This window comes from Thiomonas arsenitoxydans (assembly GCF_000253115.1).
GTDB lineage: Bacteria > Pseudomonadota > Gammaproteobacteria > Burkholderiales > Burkholderiaceae_C > Thiomonas > Thiomonas arsenitoxydans.
This window is the reverse complement of sequence record NC_014145.1, coordinates 2,469,710-2,491,299: the sequence shown is the minus strand read 5'-3', so window position 1 is coordinate 2,491,299 and position 21,590 is coordinate 2,469,710. Positions and strand designations below refer to the sequence as shown.

At 64.1% G+C, this 21,590-nt stretch carries 16 protein-coding genes; 6 read left to right on the top strand and 10 right to left on the bottom strand.

What is annotated here, in order from left to right; all coding sequences use genetic code 11:
- Positions 1-4: 4 nt before the first annotated feature.
- Together THI_RS11575 and icmF are read right to left on the bottom strand one after the other, a co-directional pair.
- On the bottom strand, positions 5-940 hold the full coding sequence (locus THI_RS11575) for a DMT family transporter (protein ID WP_013106440.1): 936 nt from the start codon (positions 938-940) through the stop codon (positions 5-7).
- An 86-nt stretch (positions 941-1,026) separates the two neighbouring features.
- Complete coding sequence (icmF, locus tag THI_RS11570; RefSeq protein ID WP_013106439.1) at positions 1,027-4,308, bottom strand: fused isobutyryl-CoA mutase/GTPase IcmF; 3,282 nt, start codon at positions 4,306-4,308, stop codon at positions 1,027-1,029.
- Positions 4,309-4,550: 242 nt separating this feature from the next.
- Here icmF and THI_RS11565 point away from each other — a divergent pair, with 242 nt between their 5' ends.
- Complete coding sequence (locus THI_RS11565; RefSeq protein ID WP_013106438.1) at positions 4,551-5,060, top strand: hypothetical protein; 510 nt, start codon at positions 4,551-4,553, stop codon at positions 5,058-5,060.
- A 12-nt stretch (positions 5,061-5,072) separates the two neighbouring features.
- Here THI_RS11565 and nhaR read toward each other — a convergent pair whose 3' ends face one another.
- Positions 5,073-5,966: a transcriptional activator NhaR gene (gene nhaR, locus THI_RS11560; protein ID WP_013106437.1), complete on the bottom strand. Its 894-nt coding sequence runs from the start codon at positions 5,964-5,966 to the stop codon at positions 5,073-5,075.
- 118 nt (positions 5,967-6,084) lie between these two features.
- Here nhaR and THI_RS11555 point away from each other — a divergent pair, with 118 nt between their 5' ends.
- The 3 genes from THI_RS11555 (at position 6,085) to THI_RS11545 (ending at position 8,180) form a co-directional block, all read left to right on the top strand.
- On the top strand, positions 6,085-6,786 hold the full coding sequence (locus THI_RS11555; protein ID WP_197535425.1) for a Bax inhibitor-1/YccA family protein: 702 nt from the start codon (positions 6,085-6,087) through the stop codon (positions 6,784-6,786).
- A gap of 11 nt (positions 6,787-6,797) precedes the next feature.
- Positions 6,798-7,112 (top strand): TFIIB-type zinc ribbon-containing protein, encoded by a 315-nt coding sequence (locus THI_RS11550; RefSeq protein WP_013106435.1) that lies wholly within the window; start codon positions 6,798-6,800, stop codon positions 7,110-7,112.
- Between the two features lie 84 nt (positions 7,113-7,196).
- Positions 7,197-8,180, top strand: a complete 984-nt coding sequence (locus THI_RS11545) for a TerC family protein (protein ID WP_013106434.1) — start codon at positions 7,197-7,199, stop codon at positions 8,178-8,180.
- A gap of 93 nt (positions 8,181-8,273) precedes the next feature.
- Here the strand turns inward: THI_RS11545 and recQ are convergent, their stop codons facing one another.
- Genes recQ through THI_RS11530 form a run of 3 tightly spaced genes read right to left on the bottom strand, consistent with a single transcriptional unit; the run spans position 8,274 to position 12,017 of the window.
- Positions 8,274-10,127, bottom strand: coding sequence for a DNA helicase RecQ (gene recQ / locus THI_RS11540; RefSeq protein WP_013106433.1), 1,854 nt, complete (start codon positions 10,125-10,127; stop codon positions 8,274-8,276).
- A gap of 28 nt (positions 10,128-10,155) precedes the next feature.
- On the bottom strand, positions 10,156-11,076 hold the full coding sequence (gene rocF, locus THI_RS11535) for an arginase (protein WP_013106432.1): 921 nt from the start codon (positions 11,074-11,076) through the stop codon (positions 10,156-10,158).
- The gene (locus tag THI_RS11530) at positions 11,073-12,017 is read right to left on the bottom strand and encodes an LOG family protein (RefSeq protein ID WP_013106431.1); all 945 of its coding nucleotides are present in this window, start codon (positions 12,015-12,017) and stop codon (positions 11,073-11,075) included. Before THI_RS11530 ends, rocF begins: the two co-directional genes overlap by 4 nt.
- 144 nt (positions 12,018-12,161) lie before the next feature.
- Between THI_RS11530 and THI_RS11525 the strand changes: the two genes are divergently transcribed.
- Entirely contained in the window at positions 12,162-13,799 is a 1,638-nt protein-coding gene (locus THI_RS11525; protein ID WP_013106430.1) for an APC family permease, read from the top strand.
- Between the two features lie 109 nt (positions 13,800-13,908).
- Here THI_RS11525 and THI_RS11520 read toward each other — a convergent pair whose 3' ends face one another.
- Genes THI_RS11520 through ptsP form a run of 4 tightly spaced genes read right to left on the bottom strand, consistent with a single transcriptional unit; the run spans position 13,909 to position 20,414 of the window.
- Positions 13,909-15,207, bottom strand: coding sequence for a carbohydrate porin (locus THI_RS11520; protein ID WP_013106429.1), 1,299 nt, complete (start codon positions 15,205-15,207; stop codon positions 13,909-13,911).
- A 26-nt stretch (positions 15,208-15,233) separates the two neighbouring features.
- The gene (locus THI_RS11515) at positions 15,234-16,946 is read right to left on the bottom strand and encodes a PTS fructose transporter subunit IIC (RefSeq protein ID WP_013106428.1); all 1,713 of its coding nucleotides are present in this window, start codon (positions 16,944-16,946) and stop codon (positions 15,234-15,236) included.
- A gap of 25 nt (positions 16,947-16,971) precedes the next feature.
- Positions 16,972-17,910, bottom strand: coding sequence for a 1-phosphofructokinase (gene pfkB, locus THI_RS11510; RefSeq protein WP_013106427.1), 939 nt, complete (start codon positions 17,908-17,910; stop codon positions 16,972-16,974).
- The gene (gene ptsP, locus THI_RS11505) at positions 17,907-20,414 is read right to left on the bottom strand and encodes a phosphoenolpyruvate--protein phosphotransferase (protein WP_013106426.1); all 2,508 of its coding nucleotides are present in this window, start codon (positions 20,412-20,414) and stop codon (positions 17,907-17,909) included. Before ptsP ends, pfkB begins: the two co-directional genes overlap by 4 nt.
- Positions 20,415-20,578: 164 nt before the next feature.
- On the opposite strand from ptsP, the gene THI_RS11500 reads away from it, so the two are divergent.
- The gene (locus tag THI_RS11500) at positions 20,579-21,577 is read left to right on the top strand and encodes a LacI family DNA-binding transcriptional regulator (protein ID WP_013106425.1); all 999 of its coding nucleotides are present in this window, start codon (positions 20,579-20,581) and stop codon (positions 21,575-21,577) included.
- The last annotated feature ends 13 nt before the right edge of the window (positions 21,578-21,590 follow it).

Here is a 21,590-nt window from a genome sequence, read left to right as displayed (position 1 = left end):
GGGTCTATGGGTTAACCGGCTGGACGCGCCGCATCAGCGTGAACAAACCGCTCGCCAGCTCGCGCAGCGGCAGTTGCGAGACCAGCAGGCCGCTGAACACCAGCGCGCAACCGAACAGGGCGCGCGCGTCCAGCGACTGATGCAGCACCAGCCACGCCGCGAGCGCGGCGAACACGCCTTCCATGCTGAAAATCACCGCGGCATGCGCGGGCACGGCGTGCCGCTGCGCCACCACTTGCAGGGTGTAGGCCACGCCCACCGACAGCGCGCCGCCGTAGAAAATGGTCCAGGCCGCGCGCTGCAGCGCTTCCAGACTGATCGATTCCACCAGCACCCCGGCGCCCAGGCACAGTAGGCCGCAGACGACGAACTGCACTACGGCGAGTTGCAGCGGGTCGTGGCGCGGCGCCATGCGGCCCAGCAGCAGCAACTGCACGGTGATGAACAGCGCACCGCCCAACTCCAGCCAGTCGCCATGCCGCACGCTATAGCCCTGGCGCACACTGAGAAAGTACATGCCGCTTGCGGCCAGCAAGGCACCCAGCCAGACGCCAGCACCGACGCGCCGCCCCCACAGCAGGCCCAGCAGCGGCACCAGCACGACGTAGAGCGAGCTGATGAAACCGGCGTTGGCCACCGTAGTCGATTCCAGCCCGATCTGCTGCAGGGAAATGGAGATGGCCACCACCCCGCCGAGCAGGCCGCCGTCGCGCAGCAGGCTGCGCGGATTTGAGGCAGGATGTGCGGCCGGATCGGGACGGCGACGCAAGGCCATCACCGCCAGCACCACGGCAGCGCCCAGCATGAAACGCAGACCGGTGTAGTAGAACGGCCCCACCGTGCCGATGCTCGCGGTCTGGGCGACGAAGGCCGTGCCCCAGATGAGCGAAGCCAGCAGCATCAAGGCGCTGGCGCGGAGCGAGGCGGGGGAGGTGGACATGACAGAAAATAAAAAACCGCCGCGCAGAACAGGAAACCGAAATTGGCAACGACTCGCTGCGCAGCGGAGTGGCGAAATGATAAGTCTTACATGCTGCGCCGGTATTGGCCGCCTACCTCGAACAGCGCGGCGGTGATCTGCCCCAGGCTGCACACCCGCACCGCGTCCATCAGCACGGCAAACACATTTTCGTTATGAATGACGGCCTGCTGCAGCCGGTGCAGCAGGGCGGGCGCCTCGGCCGCGTGGCGATGGTGAAAGTCGGCCAGACGCTGCAGTTGCGACTCTTTTTCCGCCTCGGTGGAGCGCGCCAGTTCGAGATGCGCAGGAGCGGCGTCGCCGTGCGGATTGCGGAAAGTGTTCACCCCGATGATGGGCAACTCGCCAGTGTGCTTGAGCATTTCGTAGTGCAGACTTTCCTCCTGGATTTTGCTGCGCTGATAGCCGGTTTCCATCGCGCCCAATACCCCGCCGCGCTCGGCAATGGCTTCGAATTCCTTCAGCACAGCCTCTTCGACCAGATCGGTCAGTTCTTCGATGACGAATGCGCCCTGATTCGGGTTTTCGCACTTCGCCAGCCCCCACTCGCGGTTGATGATGAGCTGAATCGCCATCGCCCGGCGCACGCTTTCCTCGGTGGGCGTGGTGATGGCTTCGTCATAAGCGTTGGTGTGCAGGCTGTTGCAGTTGTCGTAAATGGCGATCAGCGCCTGCAGCGTGGTGCGGATGTCGTTGAACGCAATTTCCTGCGCGTGCAAGCTGCGGCCACTGGTCTGCACGTGGTACTTGAGCTTCTGACTGCGTTCGTTGGCGCCATACTTGTCGCGCATGGCGACCGCCCAGATGCGCCGCGCCACGCGGCCGAGCACGCTGTATTCCGGGTCCATGCCGTTGCTGAAAAAAAAGCTCAGGTTGGGCGCGAAATCGTCGATATGCATGCCGCGGGCCAGATAGGCCTCCACGAAAGTGAAGCCGTTGCTCAGGGTGAAGGCAAGCTGGCTGATGGGGTTGGCCCCGGCCTCGGCGATGTGATAGCCGCTGATGCTCACCGAGTAGAAATTGCGCACTCGGTGCTGCACAAAATACTGCTGAATGTCGCCCATGACCTTGAGCGAAAACTCGGTGGAAAAGATGCAGGTGTTCTGTCCCTGGTCTTCTTTCAGGATGTCGGCCTGCACCGTGCCACGCACGTTTTCCAGCACCCATTCGCGGATTTTCTGCGCCTCGTCATCGGTGGGTTGGCGGTGGTTGTCGGCTTCGAATTTGGCCATCTGCTGGTCGATGGCGGCGTTGAGGAACATCGCCAGAATCGTGGGCGCCGGGCCGTTGATGGTCATGCTCACACTGGTGGCGGGGTCGCACAGATCGAAGCCGTCGTACAGCGCCTTCAGGTCGTCGAGGGTGGCGATGCTCACGCCCGAGTTGCCCACCTTGCCGTAGATGTCGGGTCGGCGGTCGGGGTCGGCGCCGTAGAGCGTGACGGAGTCGAACGCGGTGGACAGGCGCTTGGCCGTCATGCCCTCGCTCAGCATCTTGAAGCGCCGGTTGGTGCGAAAGGCATCGCCCTCGCCGGCGAACATGCGGGTGGGATCTTCATTCTCCCGCTTGAAGGCAAAAGTGCCCGCGGTGTACGGAAAACTGCCCGGCACGTTGTCGCGCATCAGCCAGCGCAGCACCTCGCCGTGGTCTGCATAGCGCGGCAGCACCACCTTGCGCAGCGTGGTGCCCGACAGCGTGGTGTGGGTGAGGCGAGTGCGGATTTCGCGGTCGCGAATTTTCACCACATATTCGTCACCGGCGTAGGCGCGCTGCATGTCGGGCCACATCGCCAGCAGTTTGCGCGCGGCGGGCTGCATGCGGGCTTCGCGCTGTTCGGCCAGATCGGTCACGGCCTGCACTGCGGAGATTTTGTGCGGGTTGGCCGCGTGCAGCATGCGGCCGCTTTCGCGCAACTGCTGCGCCTCGCGCGCCAGGGTCGCTTGCGTCTCGACATTGCGGTGATAGCCACGCACCGCGTCGGCGATTTCCGCCAGGTAGCGGCTGCGCGCGGCCGGCACGATCGGGGTCTGATGGGTGCTGTGGCGTGTAGCGGCTGGGGGCAGTCGTCCTTCGGCAAGCTTGAGCCCATGCTCTGCCAGCCGGGGTTTGATGGCCTGGAAGAGCGCCGTCACGCCGTCGTCGTTGAAGCGCGCCGCCATGGTGCCGAACACGGGCAGGTCTTCGGGCTTGGCCGTCCAGGCTTCGCGGTTGCGCTGCAGTTGCTTGGCCACGTCGCGCAGCGCGTCCATCGCGCCTTTGCGGTCGAATTTGTTGATGGCGACGAAGTCGGCGAAGTCGAGCATGTCGATTTTCTCCAACTGGCTGGCCGCGCCGAATTCCGGCGTCATGACGTACAGGCTGGCGTCGGCGTGCGGCACGATGGCCGCATCGCCCTGGCCGATGCCCGAGGTTTCGACGATGATGAGATCGAAGCCCGCCGCCTTGCACGCGGCGATGACTTCGGGCAGGGCGGCGCTGATCTCCCCGCCCGATTGCCGGGTGGCGAGACTGCGCAAAAAGACTTCATTACTGTTGCGCCACGGCCCGATGGCGTTCATGCGGATGCGGTCGCCCAGCAGCGCACCGCCGCTTTTGCGGCGGGAAGGGTCGATGCTGATGACGGCAATGCGCAGCGCGTCGTCCTGATCGAGCCGGGTGCGGCGGATCAGCTCGTCCACCAGACTGCTCTTGCCTGCGCCGCCGGTGCCTGTCACCCCGAGCACCACGCCGTGTGCGCCTTCAGCCTGCTGGCGAAGGCTGTGCATCAGCGCCGCGTCGGCAGTGCCGTTTTCAATCTGCGTGATCAGGCGTGCGAGCAAGGATGTCGAATTCGGCAGCGCGGCAGTCGCCAGCATTGCGTCCAGCGCGGGCAGGGGGCGGTCGGCGCGTTGCAGCATGTCGCCGATCATGCCTTGCAGACCCAGCCGCTGACCATCTTCCGGGCTGTAGATCCGGGCCACGCCATACTGCTGCAGCGCCTCGATTTCGTCGGCCACAATCACACCGCCGCCGCCGCCAAACACCTGAATATGCCCCGCGCCCTGTTCGCGCAGCCGGTCGATCATGTAGCGGAAAAATTCCACATGCCCGCCCTGATAGCTGGAAATGGCGATGGCGTGCGCGTCCTCCTGAATCGCCGCGGTGACGATCTCGTCCACCGAGCGGTTGTGGCCCAGGTGAATGACCTCGGCCCCCATGCTGATGAGGATGCGCCGCATGATGTTGATGGCCGCATCGTGGCCGTCGAACAGCGAGGCGGCCGTAACGAAACGCAGCCGCTGCTGCGGCGAATAGGCGGCCAGCACTTTGGCCTCGGACAAGTCGGTCATCGCGGTCTCCTTCGACGCAGCGTGCATGGCGCAGCGGCATGATTGATTGACGTTTACGTCAATTAGAACTGTAGCCGATCTGCGACCGCCCTGAGGCTCTATCTGGTTTGCGGTGCACTATCGCCAACTACGACAAAACCCTAAGTCTGTTTTCATATTTCCCCCTTACGCTTGTGGTCAGTTCAGCCAAACGGAGACAGTGGCGTCTTTGGTGCAGGCGGTCAATTGATCAGGAGACACTTATGCGCAGACTCTTTTTTCTCGCGCCGGATGTAAATAGCGCGCACGCTTTGGTCGACAGCCTGCTGCTGGCCCGTATTCCAGACAAGCACATCCACGTGTTGGCGCGGGAGGGAACGCCGATGGGCGACTTGCCCGAGGCGGGCGTGGCTCAGCGATCCGACCTGATTCCCGCCATCGAGCGCGGTGCGGCGGCGGGCGGCGCCACCGGCCTGGTGGCCGGGTTGGTGGCCGTGGCGATCCCGGGCATGGCCATCATTCCCGGTGGCGGGCTGGTCATTGCGCTGGCCGCGGCAGGAGCGCTGGTGGGCAGCTGGGCCAGCAGCATGGTGGGGGTGAGCGTGAGCAGCACCCGGCTTGAACGCTTCAAGGAGGCGATCGCATCGGGCCAGGTGCTGGTGATGGCCGACGTGGCGCACGAGCAGGTGGAGTCCGTCATGCATCGCATGAAAGAGTGCTGCCCGAACGTGGCCTCGGAGGGGATGGACAACGACATTCCCGCTTTTCCGTAATCCGCTGGGTTTTCAGTCGCCCAGCAGATCCTTGGCCACGCGGGTGATTCTCGCCACGCCGTGGTGAGTGATGCGCCGCTCGACCGAGATGGCGTAGAACTCCTGGTGCATGTCGGTGCAGTGCCCGAGCAGCGTCACGCCGAGTTCGCGTGCGATGTCGGCCTGCAGCACGCTGGGAGCGGCAAACGCGCCCCGGCCCTCGCGGCCGAAGGCGGTCATCAGTGCGCCGTCCTCGAATTCCCCGGCGATGTGGGCGGCGATTTTGTTCTGCCCCAGCCATTGATCGATCTGCGCGCGCACCGCCGACGACGTGGCGGGCAGCAGCAGCGGCAGCTCTGACAGACACTGCGGAAAAGGCTGCGTGGTGCGCTCCAGCAGCGAGGCGCTGGCATAGAAACTCAAGGTGGTTCGGCCCAGCCGGTGGTTGAACGCCCGCACATTCACGTGCGCGGGCAGCGGGGCGTCGGCGATCACCAGATCGAGTCGGTGCACCGACAGATCGGCCAGCAGATCGTCCATTTCGCCTTCTTCGCACACCAGCCGGGGTGACTCGCCGCCTTGCAGGGCGGGTTCGATGAGGCGGTAGGCAATGGCTTTCGGCACGGCATCGGTCACGCCGATGCGCAGAGGCGCGGTGGGGCGCGCGGGTTGGTCGTGTTGCAGTGCGGCCTCCAGTTCTGCGCCCAGGGTGAAGATTTCCTCCGCATAACGCAACACCAGTTGGCCGGCCTCGGTCAGTTCCAGATTGCGGCCACTTTTGCGCAACAGCCGTTTGTTGAAGTATTCCTCCAGCAGTTTGATCTGCCCGCTGAGCGTTTGCGGTGTGAGGTGCAGCTGCTTGCCTGCCCGCACGATGCCGCCCGTCTTGGCTGTGACCCAGAAATAGTGCAAGTGCTTGAAATTCATTTGTGCGATCCCCAATCACTTCGAATAAGTCGAAATAAAAAAGTCGAAAATGCGAATTTACGCGAAGTGACAACATCTCTAAAGTTCGTGCTGTCTTGATTCTTTTATGGAGTTCAACATGAACGAGAGCAATGCCTGGGGCAAGAGTGCCGTGGTGTATTCCACCGGCACGGCTGCCACTCCTGATTCCGCCTCTATGCCGGCGCACCGCGTGCTGCGCAATACCTATGCCTTGCTGGCGCTGACCCTGACATTCAGTGCGGCGGTGGCGGCGGTGAGCGCCGCGCTCAGGCTGCCGCATCCCGGCATCATTCTCACCTTGGTGGGCTATTTCGGCCTGCTGTTCGCCACTTACAAGCTGAGCAGCAGCGTGTGGGGTCTGGGCGCGGTGTTCGCGCTGACGGGCTTCATGGGCTACACGCTGGGGCCCATCGTCAATCATTACCTGGCGATTACCGGCGGTGGCGAGATTGTGAGCATGGCCTTCGGCGGCACGGCGCTGATTTTCTTCGGGCTGTCGGCCTGGGTGCTCACCAGCAAGCGCGATTTCAGCTTCATGGGCGGCTTTCTGTTTGCCGGCATGATCGTGGCGCTGCTGGCCGGATTGGCGGCCGTGTTCTTCCAGATGCCCGCCTTGTCGCTCGCGGTTTCGGCCGCGGTAGTGCTGCTGATGTCGGGCATGATTCTGTTCGAGACCAGCCGCATCGTGAACGGTGGCGAGACTAACTACATCCTGGCCACGGTGAGCCTGTTCGTCAGCATCTTCAACCTGTTCACCAGCTTGCTGCAGTTGCTCGGCTTCATGAACAGCGACGACTGAAGGAGCACCCGATGAACTGCCCGCACTGTGCAGAGATCACGCTGGTGATGGCCGAGCGCAACGGCATCGAGATCGATTACTGCCCGAAGTGCCGTGGCGTGTGGCTCGATCGCGGGGAGCTCGACAAAATCATCGAGCGCGCCGCGGCGGCGGAACAGGCGGCGGCCCCGCGAGCGACCTCGCACCAGCCCGTTGTCTCCCAGCCGACCCGCCAGCCGGATTTCGAGGACAGCGATTTTCGCCAGCGTTCCTACGATCCGCGCTACGGTCAGCAGCCCTACAAAAAACGCAAGTCGCTGCTGTCCGATCTGTTTGATTTCGATTGACACACTGCGCTCCAACCGTGTCATTTCTTGGGGGGCTGCGGCCCCCCTTTTTTGCGCCTTCCTTTACGCTTTTTTGACTCGATCATGGAATTTCTGCACGCTTCGTTTCTGGGTTATGCGCTGTGGCTCTGGCTGGTGTTCTGCGGCGTGGTCGTCACCCTGCTGGCGCTTGACCTCGGAGTGTTGCACCGCGAGGGCGGCGAGATCAGCGTGACGGAAAGCCTGTGGCTGTCGGCGGGCTATATCGCCGTGGCGGTGGCTTTTGGCGGCTGGCTGTGGTGGCAGGTGGGACCCCAGCAGGGCATGGATTACTTCACCGCCTATGCGGTGGAAAAAAGTCTGTCGCTCGATAACGTGTTCGTGATCTCGCTGGTGTTTACCGCCTTCGCCGTGCCGCGCGCTTTGCAGCACCGCGTGCTGTTCTGGGGCATTCTGGGGGTGATCGCGCTGCGCGCCCTGCTCATCGGCGCGGGCGCCACGCTGGTGCAGGAATTCCACGGGGTGCTCTACCTGTTCGCCGCTTTCCTGATCTACACCGGCATCAAAATGCTGTGGGCCGCCGACCATGCGCCCGACCCGATGCGCAACCCAATACTGCGCCTCATTCGCCGCGTGGTGCCGGTGACGGAGCGGTTGCACGGCAAGGCCTTCTGGGTGAAGCAGCCTGACGCGCGCGGGCGGGTGCGGCGCATCGCCACCCCGTTGTTCATGGCCTTGGTTACGGTGGAACTGGCCGATCTGGTGTTTGCGGTGGACAGCGTGCCCGCCGTGTTCGCGGTCACGGCCGATCCCTTCGTGGTCTATACGAGCAATATCTTCGCCATTCTGGGCCTGCGCGCGCTGTACTTCGCGCTGGCAGCCATTCTGTACCGCTTCGCCTACCTGAAATACGCGCTGGCGCTGGTGCTGGTGTTCATTGGCGGCAAGATCATCGCGGCCGAGCTGGTCGGCAAGATTCCCTCGGCCATCAGCCTGAGCGTGACTTTTGGCCTGCTGGCCGCGGGCGTGCTGTTCTCGTTGTGGAAAACGCGCGGCGCAGCAAGCGAAGGCAGGCCTGCTGGGGGCTGACGATCAGCAAACCTGTCGCAAGCCAAGTTGGCTGTTGCGTCTGGCGTTCAAAATCTCCTGGCTGATGCGGCCGGGTCTGCGGCGCGTGCTGAATCAGCCCATCTCGCTGGCCTGTGCAATGACTTCGAGCAGCGCGGCGCCGTAGGTGTCGCGCTTTTTGTCGCCCACGCCGGAAATGCCGCGTAGCGCATCCAGGCTATCCGGCCGGGCCAGGGCGATGGCCTGCAGCGTGGCGTCGGGAAACACCACAAAGGCGGGCACGCCGTGCTCTTTGGCGGTGGCTGCGCGCCAGGTGCGCAGGTGGGCGAACAGCTCGGCATCGGCGCTCGACATGGCCTGCATGGTCGGTCGCGTGCCGGTCGACGTGGTGCTGCCGTTGGTGCTGCGGCGACGGCGCTCCGCGCCAGGCTCGCGGTGCTTGAGGTGGATGCGCTGCGCGCCCTTGAGCACCGCGCGACTGGCGTCGGTGAGGTGCAGCACGTTGAAATGCGCGGCGTCCACTTCGACCAGTCGTTGTGCGACGAGCTGGCGCAGCAGCAAGCGCCAGTCGGTCTCGCTCAGATCGGCGCCGATGCCGAAGGTGGACAACGCATGGTGGCCGTGACGCTCGGTCTTCTCGGTGCGTTTGCCGCGCAGCACGTCGATGAGATGGCTGGCTGCGAAGCTGGTGCCGCTGGCCTGGCGGCAGCGGTAGATGGTGGATAGCAGCTTTTGCGCGGCCTCGGTGGCGTCGATGAGTTGCGGCGGGTTCAGGCAGTTGTCGCAGTTGCCGCAGGGCGCGCTGGCTTCGCCGAAGTAGCCCAGCAGGCGCACGCGGCGGCAGTCGGCGGCTTCGGCCAGGGCCAGCATGGCGTCGAGCTTGGCGGTGGACAGGCGCTTGTAGGCGTCGTCGGCGTCCGACAGGTCGATCAGCCGACGTTGCTGCACCACGTCGGCCAGGCCGTAAGCCATCCATGCGGTTGCAGGCAGGCCGTCGCGCCCGGCGCGGCCGGTTTCCTGAAAATAGCCCTCGATGGACTTGGGCATGTCAAGGTGGGCGACGAAACGCACATCGGGCTTGTCGATGCCCATGCCGAAGGCGATGGTGGCCACCATGACGATGCCGTCTTCATCGAGAAAACGCCGCAGGTGCGCCGTGCGTATGGCCGCGGGCAGGCCGGCGTGATAGGGCAAGGCGCGCAGGCCGTGGCCCGCGAGCATCTCGGCCACTTCCTCTACGGTGTTGCGCGACAGGGCGTACACCACGCCGCAGTCATGCGGATGTTCGCTGCGGATGAACTGCAGCAGTTGGGCGCGGCCGTCGCGTTTTTCCACCACACGGTAGCGGATGTTGGGGCGGTCGAAGCTGGAGACGAACTCGGCGCCGTCGTGCAGCAGGCGCTGCACGATTTCGTGCCGCGTGGGCTCGTCGGCGGTGGCGGTCAGCGCCACGCGCGGCACTTCGGGCCAGCGCTCGCGCAGCAGCGAGAGCTGGCCGTATTCCGGGCGGAAATCGTGGCCCCATTGCGAGACGCAATGCGCCTCGTCGATGGCGAACAGGGCGATGCGCAAATCGTCGAGCAGAGCCTGGCCGGATTCGCTCAGCAGGCGTTCGGGCGCCATGTAGAGCAGGTCCAGCTCGCCCTGGCGCGCCGCGCGCTGCACCGCTCTGGCCTCTGTGGCGTCAAGGGTGGAGTTGAGAAAGGCGGCGCGTAGCCCCAGCTCGCGCAGCGCAGCCACCTGGTCCTGCATCAGCGCGATCAGCGGCGACACCACGATGCCCACGCCCTCGCGCAGCAGGGCCGGAATCTGGAAGCACAGCGACTTGCCGCCACCCGTTGGCATGAGCACCAGGGCGTCGCGGCCCGCGACCACATGGTCGATGGCCTGGGCTTGCAAACTGCGGAACGCGGGGTAGCCCCAGACGTGTTGCAGCGCGTCCAGGGCAGAGGGAAACTTCTTGGGCATGGACGCTATTGTCGCTGCGCCGACAGCCTCACCTGCGCATCAGCGTGGACTTGCCGAACAGGCTCTCGATGAGATCGACCGCCACCTCGGCGGTGCGGTTGCGTTCGTCGAAAGCGGGGTTGAGTTCCACCACGTCGAGCGAGGCCAGCAGGCCGGTGTCGGCGATCATTTCCATGCAAAGCTGCGCCTCGCGGTAGGTGGGGCCGCCGGGCACGGTGGTGCCCACGCCGGGGGCGATGTCGGGGTCGAGGAAATCGACGTCGAAACTCACATGCAGATGAGTGTCGGCGTCCACGCCTTCGAGTGCCCGGCGCATGGCGTCGCGCATGCCGTATTCGTCGATGTAACGCATGTCGAACACGTCGAGCCCGGCCTGATGCACCAACCGTTTTTCCTCTGCGTCCACGCTGCGGATGCCGATCTGCCGGATGCAGGAGGGTTGCAGTTGCGGCGCCGGGCCGCCCAGGGTGGTGAGCGCTTGCGGGCCTTTGCCGCACAGGCAGGCCACCGGCATGCCGTGGAGGTTGCCGGTGGGCGTGACGGTGTGGGTGTTGAAGTCGGCATGGGCGTCGAGCCACAGCACGCGCAGCTTGCGACCCTGTGCGCGGCAATGCTGCGCCACTGCGCTGAGCGAGCCGATGGCCAGGCAATGATCGCCGCCCAGCAGGATGGGTAGGGCTTGAGCCCGCAAGGCATCGCCCACGGCCTGATGCACCGCGGTGTTCCAGGCGATGACTTCGGGCAGATGGCGATAGCCGCAGGCCGGCGGCTGCCAAGGGTTGTGCGGGCCGATGAGATTGCCGGTATCGAGCACCGTCAGGCCCTGAGCGCGCAGGGCGCGGTCGATGCCGGCCACGCGCAGCGCTTCCGGCCCCATGGAGGCGCCACGGTCTGCAGCGCCGATGTCGGTGGGCGCGCCGATGAGATGAATGACGGGGCTGGCACTCATGGGGCAACAGGCTCGGATTCAGCCTCTGTGTCGCCCTCTGCACCGACATCCGCACCGTTCAGCTCGAAGGCCCGCGCCAACACGTCCCACGCCTGCTCGGCGGTTTCGACGAAGTGAAACAGATCCAGGTCTTCGGCGGCGATCATGCCGGTTTCGACCAGATAGTCGAAATTGATCAGCTTGCGCCAGAAACTCTCGCCGAACAGCACGATGGGGCGCTGCCGCACCTTGCGCGCCTGCGTGAGGGTGAGCACCTCGAACAACTCGTCGAGCGTGCCGAAGCCGCCGGGGAAGCACACCAGCGCGACCGAGCGCATGAGAAAGTGCATCTTGCGCAGCGCGAAGTAGTGGAACTGGAAGCACAGCTCCGGCGTGATGTAGGGGTTGGGCCGCTGTTCGTGCTGCAGCACGATGTTCAGGCCGATGCTTTTGCCCTGGGCTTCGAACGCGCCGCGGTTGCCCGCCTCCATGATGCCGGGGCCGCCGCCGGTGACGACCACCAGCGGCTCGTCGGCATCGCAGGTGGCGCGGGTGACGAGGGTGGCGAAGCGCCGCGCCTCCTCGTAGTAGCGCGACATATCGAGCTGCATGCGCGCCCGCGCGACGGCCTGGGCGTTGCCTTTAGCAATGGCTTCGGCTAGGCGCTGTTGCGCCACGTCGCGCGGCAGGATGCGCGCACTGCCGAAGATCACCAGGGTGGACTCGATGCCGTGCTCGGTCTGGATCAGCTCGGGCTTGAGCAGCTCGAGCTGCATGCGCACCGCGCGCATTTCTTCACGCAGGATGAACTCGGTGTCGGTGAACGCCAGTTTGTAGCTGCTGCCCGGCTGGTCGTAGGGCGAGGGCTCGACGGCGACGATGGCCGCATCTTCGCCTGCGCTGGGAAAGTTGCGGTTGGTGAGGTGGCTGCGCTGATGGCGCAAAAGGCGTTGTTTGTTCATGCGGCAAGCATAGCGAATCGGTTTGAACGGGAAAGGGATGTTTCGCGAGATGTTTCGCAGCGCCGCAGCCGTTACGTTTTCAAACGGCATTGCGCCGCAAATGCGCCTAAAACCCTCACATCAAAAAACGATGAGGAGCACATCATGGCAAGCATTCACCTCGATACCCCCGCGGCGGCTGGCACGCCGGGGCGCAACATCCGCAAGGCTGCTGGCATCTGGAGCCTGTTGTTCGCCAGCCTGACGGCCATCATCGGCTCGGGCTGGCTGTTCGCGCCGCTTACGGCGGCCACGCAGGCCGGGCCGGCCAGCATTCTTTCGTGGGCCATCGGCGGCGCGGCCATTCTGGTGCTGGCTTTTGTGAATGCCGAACTCACCAGCTCGTTTCCGGGCATGGGCGCGGTCATCACCTTTCCCAAGTTGAGCCACGGCCATCTGGCTGCGGCGGTGGTGAGCTGGGTGGTGTTTCTCGGCTACGTGACCGTCGCTCCGGCCGAGGTGTTGGCGGTGGTGACTTACGCCAACAACTATCTGCCGGGCATGGTCGATGCGAAAACTTCGCTGCTGACCGACACCGGCATGATCGTCAGCATCTTGCTGCTCGGCGCTTTCATCCTCATCAACGCCTGGGGCGTGCGCGCCCTGCTGCGGCTGGGCAATACCTTGATGATCTGGAAGCTCATCATCCCCATTCTGACCATCGTGGCGCTGATGCTCGCCTCGTTTCATGTGGGCAATTTCACCGCGCAGGGCTTCGCCCCGTTTGGCGCCAAAGGCACGATCGCGGCCATCGCCACCTCGGGCATCGTGTTCAGCTATCTGGGCTTTCGCCAAGCCATCGAGCTGTCGGGCGAGGCGACCAACCCGCAGCGTGACGTGCCCATTGCCATCATCGGCTCGGTGCTGATCGCCGGGGCGATTTTTGTCATGCTGGAAGTGGCCCTCATCGGCGCGGTCAATCCTTCCGACATCGCGCAGGGCTGGGCCAAGCTTCACTTCACCGGGGTGTCGGGTCCGTTCGCCGGTCTGGCCGTGATTCTGGGCATGAGCTGGCTGGCCATCCTGCTCTACATCGACGCTGTGGTCTCGCCTGCGGGCACCGGCCTGGTGTACGGCGGCACTACAGCGCGCGTGGTGTACGCCACCGGGCGCGACGGTCTGTCTACGCCCTGGTTCGCCAAGCTGAACAAAAACGGCGCGCCGTCCACCGGGCTGTGGATCACCTGGATCGTGGGCATTCTGTTCTTCCTGCCGTTTCCGTCGTGGCAGAAGATCGTCACCTTCATCTCGTCGGCCACCGTGCTGGGTTATGGTATCGGCCCGGTGGCGCTGATGACCCTGCGCCGCAGCATGCCGCTGGGCACTTATCCGCGCCCCTTCACCTTGAAAGGCGCAAGCCTGTGGGCGCCGCTGGCCTTCATCGTGGCCAACTTCATCATCTACTGGTCGGGCGCCGGCACGGACAACTTCCTGTTCGGCGGCCTGGCCATCATCTTTGTGCTGTTCGTGATCGGTCAGGCCATCACCCACGGCGGCAAACTCAGCCATCTGCAATGGAAGGGCGCGTGGTGGCTGGCGCCGTATTTCTTCGCCATGTGGCTGGTGACCTATCTCGGTCCGAAGGATCTCATCGGCGGCACGGGATTGCTGACCTTCTATCAGGGCATGGTCGTCGTGGTCATCATCAGCATCGCCATCATGGCCATCGCCGTAGCCAGCGGCTTGCCCGAGCCGGAAGAGGCGCGCGAACTGATCGCGATGACTGGCAGGACGCGCGGCTGATTGCATAGCGTGAACACTAGTTCTGCTTCTCGGCCCGCGGCCGGGTGTTGACGTAAAAACGGCTGCGATCAATCGCAGCCGTTTTTAATTCGGCCGTCCCCCGGCTTGGTCAAAGTGCCACCGTGAATTTCAGCCCGATGACAAAGGCGTTGGGAATGTTGCTGGTGCGAAAAGGCTCGGCCTGCTGATCGGGATGGAGGATGTACTGCAGGTTGGGGGAGAGTCGGATTCCTGGGCTGAGTTGATAGCCATAGGCCAGTTCCATCATGGTCTCGCTCCCCGGTATATCGGTGCTTGCGCCAACCGAGGCGCGCGCCACCCGAATATTCTGCAGGGCCAGGCTGGAGAATCGCTGCTGGTTGATGACAAAGCCAAGTGTGTCTTGTTCACGACCGGGGAAAGGCCCTTGCATGACCGCGCCCAGTTCCAGAAAGCTGGATTCATTGACCCGGCCTGTGAGATTGGTCATCGCCACGCCAAAAAGGGTCAGGCCGCGTTGGGAGTTCATGTCAGGGCGCCACACCATCTGGCTGAACCGCACATAGGCGCCGGAGCGGTTGCGGTCGGTGCGGTAGGGCTGTCCCGTGAGGACGGCATAGTCGCCATTGGCATCGAGTAGGGGATCGGTGTACTTGGAGCGATCAAACCAGCCGCCGATCTCATAGTCACGCGGATGGGTGTCGTTGGCGAAGGTCGTGGCATAGCCCATCGCCCAGGGCACGACGACGCCAGTGGCATCCTTGGTGCTCCAGTCGATGCCGTGATCATTGGGGCGCTTGTCGTTCGGATTGACTTCGTACGCTCCAACTTTGGTGTACAACCTGTCGGTCACCCAGCCCTTTGCGTAGCCGCCCCAGCTCGACGCTGGAAAGTAAGTGAAGTTGCTGTTCTTGAAAACGAAAGTTGGGTTGCCGCAGGCCGAGTTGCTCTGGAAGTTGCAATACAGCGGAGAGTTGAGGAAGTCGATATTCGCCACCGTCCGCCCGCCCTGAATTTCCAGCCGCCCACCGAAAAACTTTTTCTCAACGGTGAAGTAGGCCAGGTGCAGGTTTTGCGTCCCGTAAATCTCCTGCACCGAGGTATTGTTGCCAATCGCCTCGTTTGACAAGCTCTGGCCGTGGCGTTGCGTGACGGCGATGTGCACGCTGGTGGCATTCCACCCCAGCATCTTCTGCAAATCCAGATCCGCGCCCAGGAAGAGTTGGCCCGCGTAGGCTGAGCCCTGCCGCAGGCCGCCGGTGGTGTTGGCTGCGGCTTCGCCGGTGTAATTGGCGGAGAAGGTCAGGCCATTGCCCAGGTCATACTGGCCCGGTGTGTGCGTGGACTGAGCGGCCTGCGCTGCGGCGCTGCTCATCAGCAAGAGTGCAGCGCACAGGCAGGTGGGCTTAAAAAGAGTGGAAAGCATCATGGAGGTCTCCTGGAAAAGATGAGGGATCAGGCAACAGGTTTTTTGAGCAAGCCCAACAACACCGCACTGACCACAGTGCCGGCGACGATGGCAAGGACATACATCCCCAGATGCGACACCGCGTTGGGAATGGGCAGGACGAAGACGCCGCCATGGGGCACTCGCAACTGCACGGCAGCCACCATCGAAATGGCGCCGGCGACGGCCGAGCCGATCATGTTGGCGGGAATGACGCGTAGTGGATCGCGCGCGGCATAGGGAATGGCGCCCTCGGTGATGAAGGACAGGCCCAGCAACCCGGTGGCGCCCCAGGCCTCGCGCTCATCCAAGGTGAATCGGCTCGGAAAGACGCGCGTGGCCAACGCCAGCGCCAGGGGCGGGGTCATGCCAGCGGCCATGACGGCGGCCATGGGGGTGAAAATCTGGCTGGCGAGCAGACCGGTGGCGAAGGTGTAAGCCGCCTTGTTCACCGGGCCGCCCATGTCGAATGCCATCATCGCGCCCAGCATCAGACCGAGCAGGATGGCGCTGGCGCCCTGCATGCTTTTGAGCCAATCGGTGAGCCAGGCCAGGGCATGCGCCACCGGCGTGCCAACCACATAGATCATCAGCAGGCCGGTTAGCAAGGTGCCGAGTAGAGGCAGGATCAGTACCGGCTTGAGCCCCTCCACATGCCGATTGAGTTTCAGATGCTTGTTGAACCAATCCGTGCCGTAACCCGCGATGAAGCCTGAGACGATTCCGCCAAGAAATCCAGCGCCAATCGAGGAGGCGATCATGCCGCCGATCATTCCCGGCGCGATCCCCGGCCGGTCGGCGATGGAGTAGGCGATATAGCCCGAAAGCGCGGGAACGATGAGCGCAAAGGCCGCCTTGGCGCCGATCTGGAACAGTTCGTAGCCCAGTGTGCCAGCGTGCTCCGGTTTGAAGACGTAGATGCCCCCCAGTGCAAAAGACAGCGCGATGAGCAGGCCGCCCGCCGTGATGAAGGGCAGCATGAATGACACGCCGGTCATCAAATGCTTGTATGGCCCGGCGCGCAACACCGCGGCCTTTTCGCGCTTGCCAGACGCTTCGAAGCTGGCATCGCCCGCAGGGCTCAGGACCTGTGCCTCGGCCAGTGCGCGCCTGATCAAGGCCTGCCCGTCCTGGATGGCGGGTTTGGTGCTGGCCTGCAGTACCCGTTTACCCGCAAAACGCGATAAATCAACCTGCCGGTCTGCGGAAATGAGCACCACATCAGCCTGTGCGATGTCGTCGTCCGTGAGGGTGTTCTGCGAACCGACCGAGCCCTGCGTTTCGACCTTCACCAGGTGGCCGAGCGCCTTGGCGGCCTGCTCGATGGCTTCTGCGGCCATGAAAGTGTGGGCGATGCCAGTGGGGCAGGATGTGACCGCGACGATCCTGGCCGTAGTGGATCGGCTCTTGTCCGGTGGGGTGGGAGCGAGCGCGTGGTCCAGCACCGTGTTGACATTGGCAAGCACCTCTTCAATTGAGGCAGAGACGACGCGCAAGCCTGCAAAGCGTGGATCGGCGGCGTTCACCGGCCCTACGGCCAGCAGTGTGCCGCCCGCCTCAGTCTGCGTGCGCGTCAGCGGGTTGAGCACACCTTCTGCGGTGTTGACTTCAATGTCGATGGCTTGCTGTCGCTTGGCAGCTGCCAGGCGCAAGGCCTCGGCGGCGAGGACGCCGGCCACGGTGCGGTCTTGCGCCGCCACACATGCGAATAACGGGCTCATACGGGTCTCCTGTAGTGTGGTGCTTTCAGCGCTCGAGCTGAAGTTGCACTTGTGCCGCGAGGTGTTGCACCTGATCGCGCGGACCGAGATTGGGGCCGATCTGCCCGAGCTTGCTGTGGGCGAACGCGCTGCCCAGCCGGGCGATGTGCTCAAGCGTGGCGCGCTCTGCGAGTGCTGCAACGATGCCGGCCACCATCGCATCTCCCGCTCCCACGGTGCTCATGGGCTGCAGGGGAGGCAGGCTGGCATGCAAGGCTGCGGTGGGCGAGATAAACAATGCGCCTTCTGCGCCCATGGAGATGGCTACCAGTTCCACGCCGCGAGCCAACAAACCTTGGGCTGTGCGGATCAGGTCGCCGCGGGTCGGCAAGGCATGTCCTGCCCAGGCTTCGAGTTCCTCGCGGTTGGGTTTGATGACGCTCGGCACGCGGGCCTGCAGCGCAGCGCCAAGCGGCGCGCCGCTGGTGTCGAGCACCGTGCGAATGCCATGCTCCGCCAGTGCGCCGATCAGCTCTGCATAGGTTTCCGCTGGAAATCCGGCGGGCAGGCTGCCAGACAGCACCACAAGCGTTTTTGCATCCGCATAGCGCAGCACAGTCTCACGCACTTGGCGCGTCAGGGCGACGGGAATGTCGGCGCCGGGCAGATTGATGTCGGTGGTGGCGTGGGGATCAAGCAGCTTGATGTTGGTGCGCGTCTGTCCGGGGTGGCGGATGAAACGGTCTTCGATACCTTTGGCCGCGAACAGGTCGTTGAAGAGGGCGGTGTTGTCGCTGCCCAGAAGTCCGGTGGCGATCACGGGCTGGCCCCAGTCGGCCAGGCAGCCGGCGACCATCACACCCTTGCCTCCCGCATCGAAGCGCACCGAACGGGCGCGGTGCACCTCGCCGGGGCGCAGCGCGTCGAGAGTAATGGTCTCGTCGATTGCAGGGTTGAACGTGACCGTGATGACAGGGGCGTTCATGCAGCCTCCCCATTGAGTGCGCGTACCGCCTGTGCAGATTCGGCCGCGAGCGCATGCGTGGCAAGCTGTTGCAGTTCTGTCAGTGCGCTGGCACGTAGCCGTGCCTTCACCGCCGGAATGTCGCGCGGAGTCATGGACAGCTCGTTCACGCCCAGGCCGGTGAGCAGCGCGGCGCCGAACGGGTCGCCAGCCATGCCGCCGCATACGCCCACCCAACGGCCGTGCCGCGCCGCGCCTTCCACCGTGGCGCGAATGAGGCGCAGCACGGCGGGGTGCAGACTGTCGGTTTGCGGCGCCAGCTCGGGGTTCTGCCGATCCATCGCCAGGGTGTATTGCGTGAGATCGTTGGTGCCGATGGAGAAAAAATCGACGTGCGCCGCCAGCACGTCGGCCTGGAGGGCGGCTGCGGGGACTTCGATCATGATGCCTAGCGGGACTTGCGGCGCGTCCAGTTCGGCCCGAATGCGCTCGCATACGGCGCGCAGGGTCAATACTTCGTCAACGCTGGTGATCATCGGGAACATGATGGACAGGTCTGCGCCGAGCTTGGCGGCGCGGTAGAGTGCGCGCAGTTGGGGCTCCAGCAGATCGGCGCGGCGCAGCAGCAAGCGCGCGCCGCGTACACCGAGAAATGGATTGGCTTCCTGCGGCAGATGCAGATGAGCCACCTGTTTGTCGCCGCCAATGTCCAGTGCGCGCACGATCAGCGGCCGATTGCCCAATGCTTTGATCATGTCGCGGTAGATGGCGAATTGCGCCGCCTCATCGGGTGTTTCGCCACGTTCCAGAAAGAGAAATTCGGTGCGCATCAGGCCAACACCCTCCGCGCCTTCGTCTATGGCCATGGGCACCTGGGAAGGCAGGTTGACATTGGCTCCGATGGCGACAACGTGGCCATCCAGCAGGCGCGCAGCCTGGCTGCGTTCGGCCTTCTGCGCGTCGCGTCGCGCAGCCTCACTGGTCATCCAGGAGCGGGCCGAGGCGAGATCGGCCTCGCTCGGATCGAGATAAAGCTTGCCGCCAATACCATCGATCACGCCTTGCGTGCCGCTGCGCAGAGCTTGCAGTGCCGGTCCCGCGCCGACCATGGCGGGAAGCCCGAGGGTGCGCGCAAGAATGGCCGTATGCGAAGTGGGTCCGCCCTGCGCGATGGCCAGTCCAACGACACGGGTCATGTCGATGGCGGCGGTGTCAGAGGGGCTGAGGTCGTCGGAGACGAGGATGCACGGCGCGTCGGGCAAATCCTGCAGGCTGCCGAGTTGTAGCGTGGGTTCCAGCAGCATCAGGACGCGGCGGCCCACATCGCGTAGATCGGTCGCTCGCCCGGCGAGTACCGGGTTGCCCAGGGCGGCCAGTTTGCAAGCCATGCGGTCGATGGCACTATTCCACGACCAGCCCACGCCGTGGCCTTCGACCATGATCTGGCAAGCCAGGGTGATGAGATCGCTGTCCTTGAGAAGTTCACGCTGGGCCTTGAAGATGCGTGCTTCGGCTTCACCGAGGCGGCGCGCCGTGTCGTCGGCCAGTGCGGCAAGTTGCTGATCGGTGGCAATGAGTGCGTTGTTGAGCTGGTCTGCTCCCTGGTCGAGCGGCACGGGCAGATCGGGGATCTCCGCATGGGACTTCGCCAGCACATGCAGTACCCCGATGGCCAGACCCGGGCTGGCGGGTATGCCGGTTACTGCGACGGGCTGGCCTGGCGGTACCCAGGCTCCCGCAGTGGGGACGGTCTGCACGGCCGCGCGTTGTGCATCCGCCCGCTCTTGCAGGGTCAGGCTGTCAAGCAACTGGCGGAAGCGGTCGAGCGCATCGCGGGCGTGTTCGCCATCGGCCGAGAGATGCAGCAGGTCGCCCTGGCGCAGCCCCAGGCTCAGCAGAGCAACCAGGTTGCGCGGATCTGCCGTGTCATTGCCATGCCGCACTTGGAGTCGCACACCGGATTTGCGGGCGGCCTCCACCCAGACGGAGGCGGGACGGGCATGCAGGCCGGCGGGATAGGGCAGCACCCAGTCCAGGGTCTGCGCCAGGTCCACAGCAGGCGATGTCGCAGAGTAAGCGGTGTCGTCCCTCAGGGCGCTCGCCAGCTCCGAGGGGTTCAAGGTGCTGAACAGGGCGGACAGGCGCATGTCATCCTGCATCAGGCGTGTGAGACGACGCAGGATGGCGATGTGGCTATCGGACTTGGCGGCAATCGCCACTACCAGCCGTGCAGTCTGCCCCGGGTTCCAGTCCACGCCCTGTGGGACTTGCAGCACCGCAATGCCGTCGCGCAGGATCAGGTCGCGATCCTTTCCCAGGCTGTGCGGGATCGACACACCGTGCCCAAGAAAGGTGTTGGCCACTTTTTCTCGCTCCAGCACGCTGGCAGTGAATTCGGGTGCGACGCAACCGCTGGCAATGAGCAACTGGCAGGCTTCGCGGATGGCGTCCTCTTTGGTCTCTGGCCGGGCGCCAAGACGGATGCGTGCGTCAGTGAGCAGGTCCTGCGGTGTGGTGACAGACATTCTCATCTCCTCGTTTCGTGAAATAAATGATAACGATTACATCAGCAGCTTCAAGCGGTTTTCCCGAGTGAAAACCCTGATTCAACTCAAGTGTCGCGTGTTTTTTGTAAGATGCGACGATGTTCGGTAGGCGAATTTCCGCAAAATTTTGTTGACGTTTACATATGAGTTCAAGCATCAAGGATGTCGCACGTGTCGCCGGTGTGTCGGTGGCGACGGTGTCGCGCGCGCTCAGCGGCGCTGCGGCAGTCAGCCCTGCGCTCACCGAACGCATTCAGCAGGCGATCCGGGAGACGGGCTATCGCCCGAATCTGTCCGCACGCCGACTGCGTTCGCAAGACTCGGGCACCATCGGGCTGATCGTCGCGGACATTCGAAACCCGTTTTTCACCGCGGTCAGCCGCGCGGTGGAAGATGCGGCTTACAGCGCAGGGTTGAGAGTCATTTTGTGTAATACCGATGAAAATCCGGACAAAGAGGCTATGTACCTCAATCTGATGGAAGAGGAGCGCGTGACGGGCGTGATCTTCGCGCCTACGCGGCAGACGGCGGATCAGCTCAATGCGCAAGACTGGAGTTTTCCGATCGTGCTCATCGATCGTGTCGGCGCACGGGGCGGCCAGGACGCCGTGGCGCTGGATAACGCGGCGGCGAGCGCGTTGCTGGTTGAGCACCTACATGCGCAGGGCTGTCGGCGTATCGCCGGGGTGTTCGGCAACGCCAGCAGCAGCGGCGTGGAGCGCCACGACGGCTATGTCGCGGCGATGTTCCGCCTGGGGTTGCCGCCGCGCTCCACGTTTGTTCCGCCACAGGCACTGGCGGCAGAGGAGGCGGTTGCGCACTGGCTGCGCGAAACGGCGCGGCCTGATGCGCTGATTGCAAGCAACGGCCTTTTGCTCATGGGCTTGGTCCGGGCGGTTCGGCATGCCGGACTGCAGATTGCGCGCGACATCGCCGTGGCGGGATTCGACAACGAGAGCTGGACGGAAATTGTGGAGCCGGGCCTGACCGTGATTGAGCAGCCGGTAGACGACATCGGACGCAACGCCATGCAGTTGCTGTCCGAAAGGCTGAAAAATCCTGACCTTCCTGCGAGAAAGCTCTTGCTCAGCGGCCGTTGCATCGAGCGCGGCTCGACACGGTGCGGCGGCGCAGCAGTCTGAAGCGCCCCGGCTC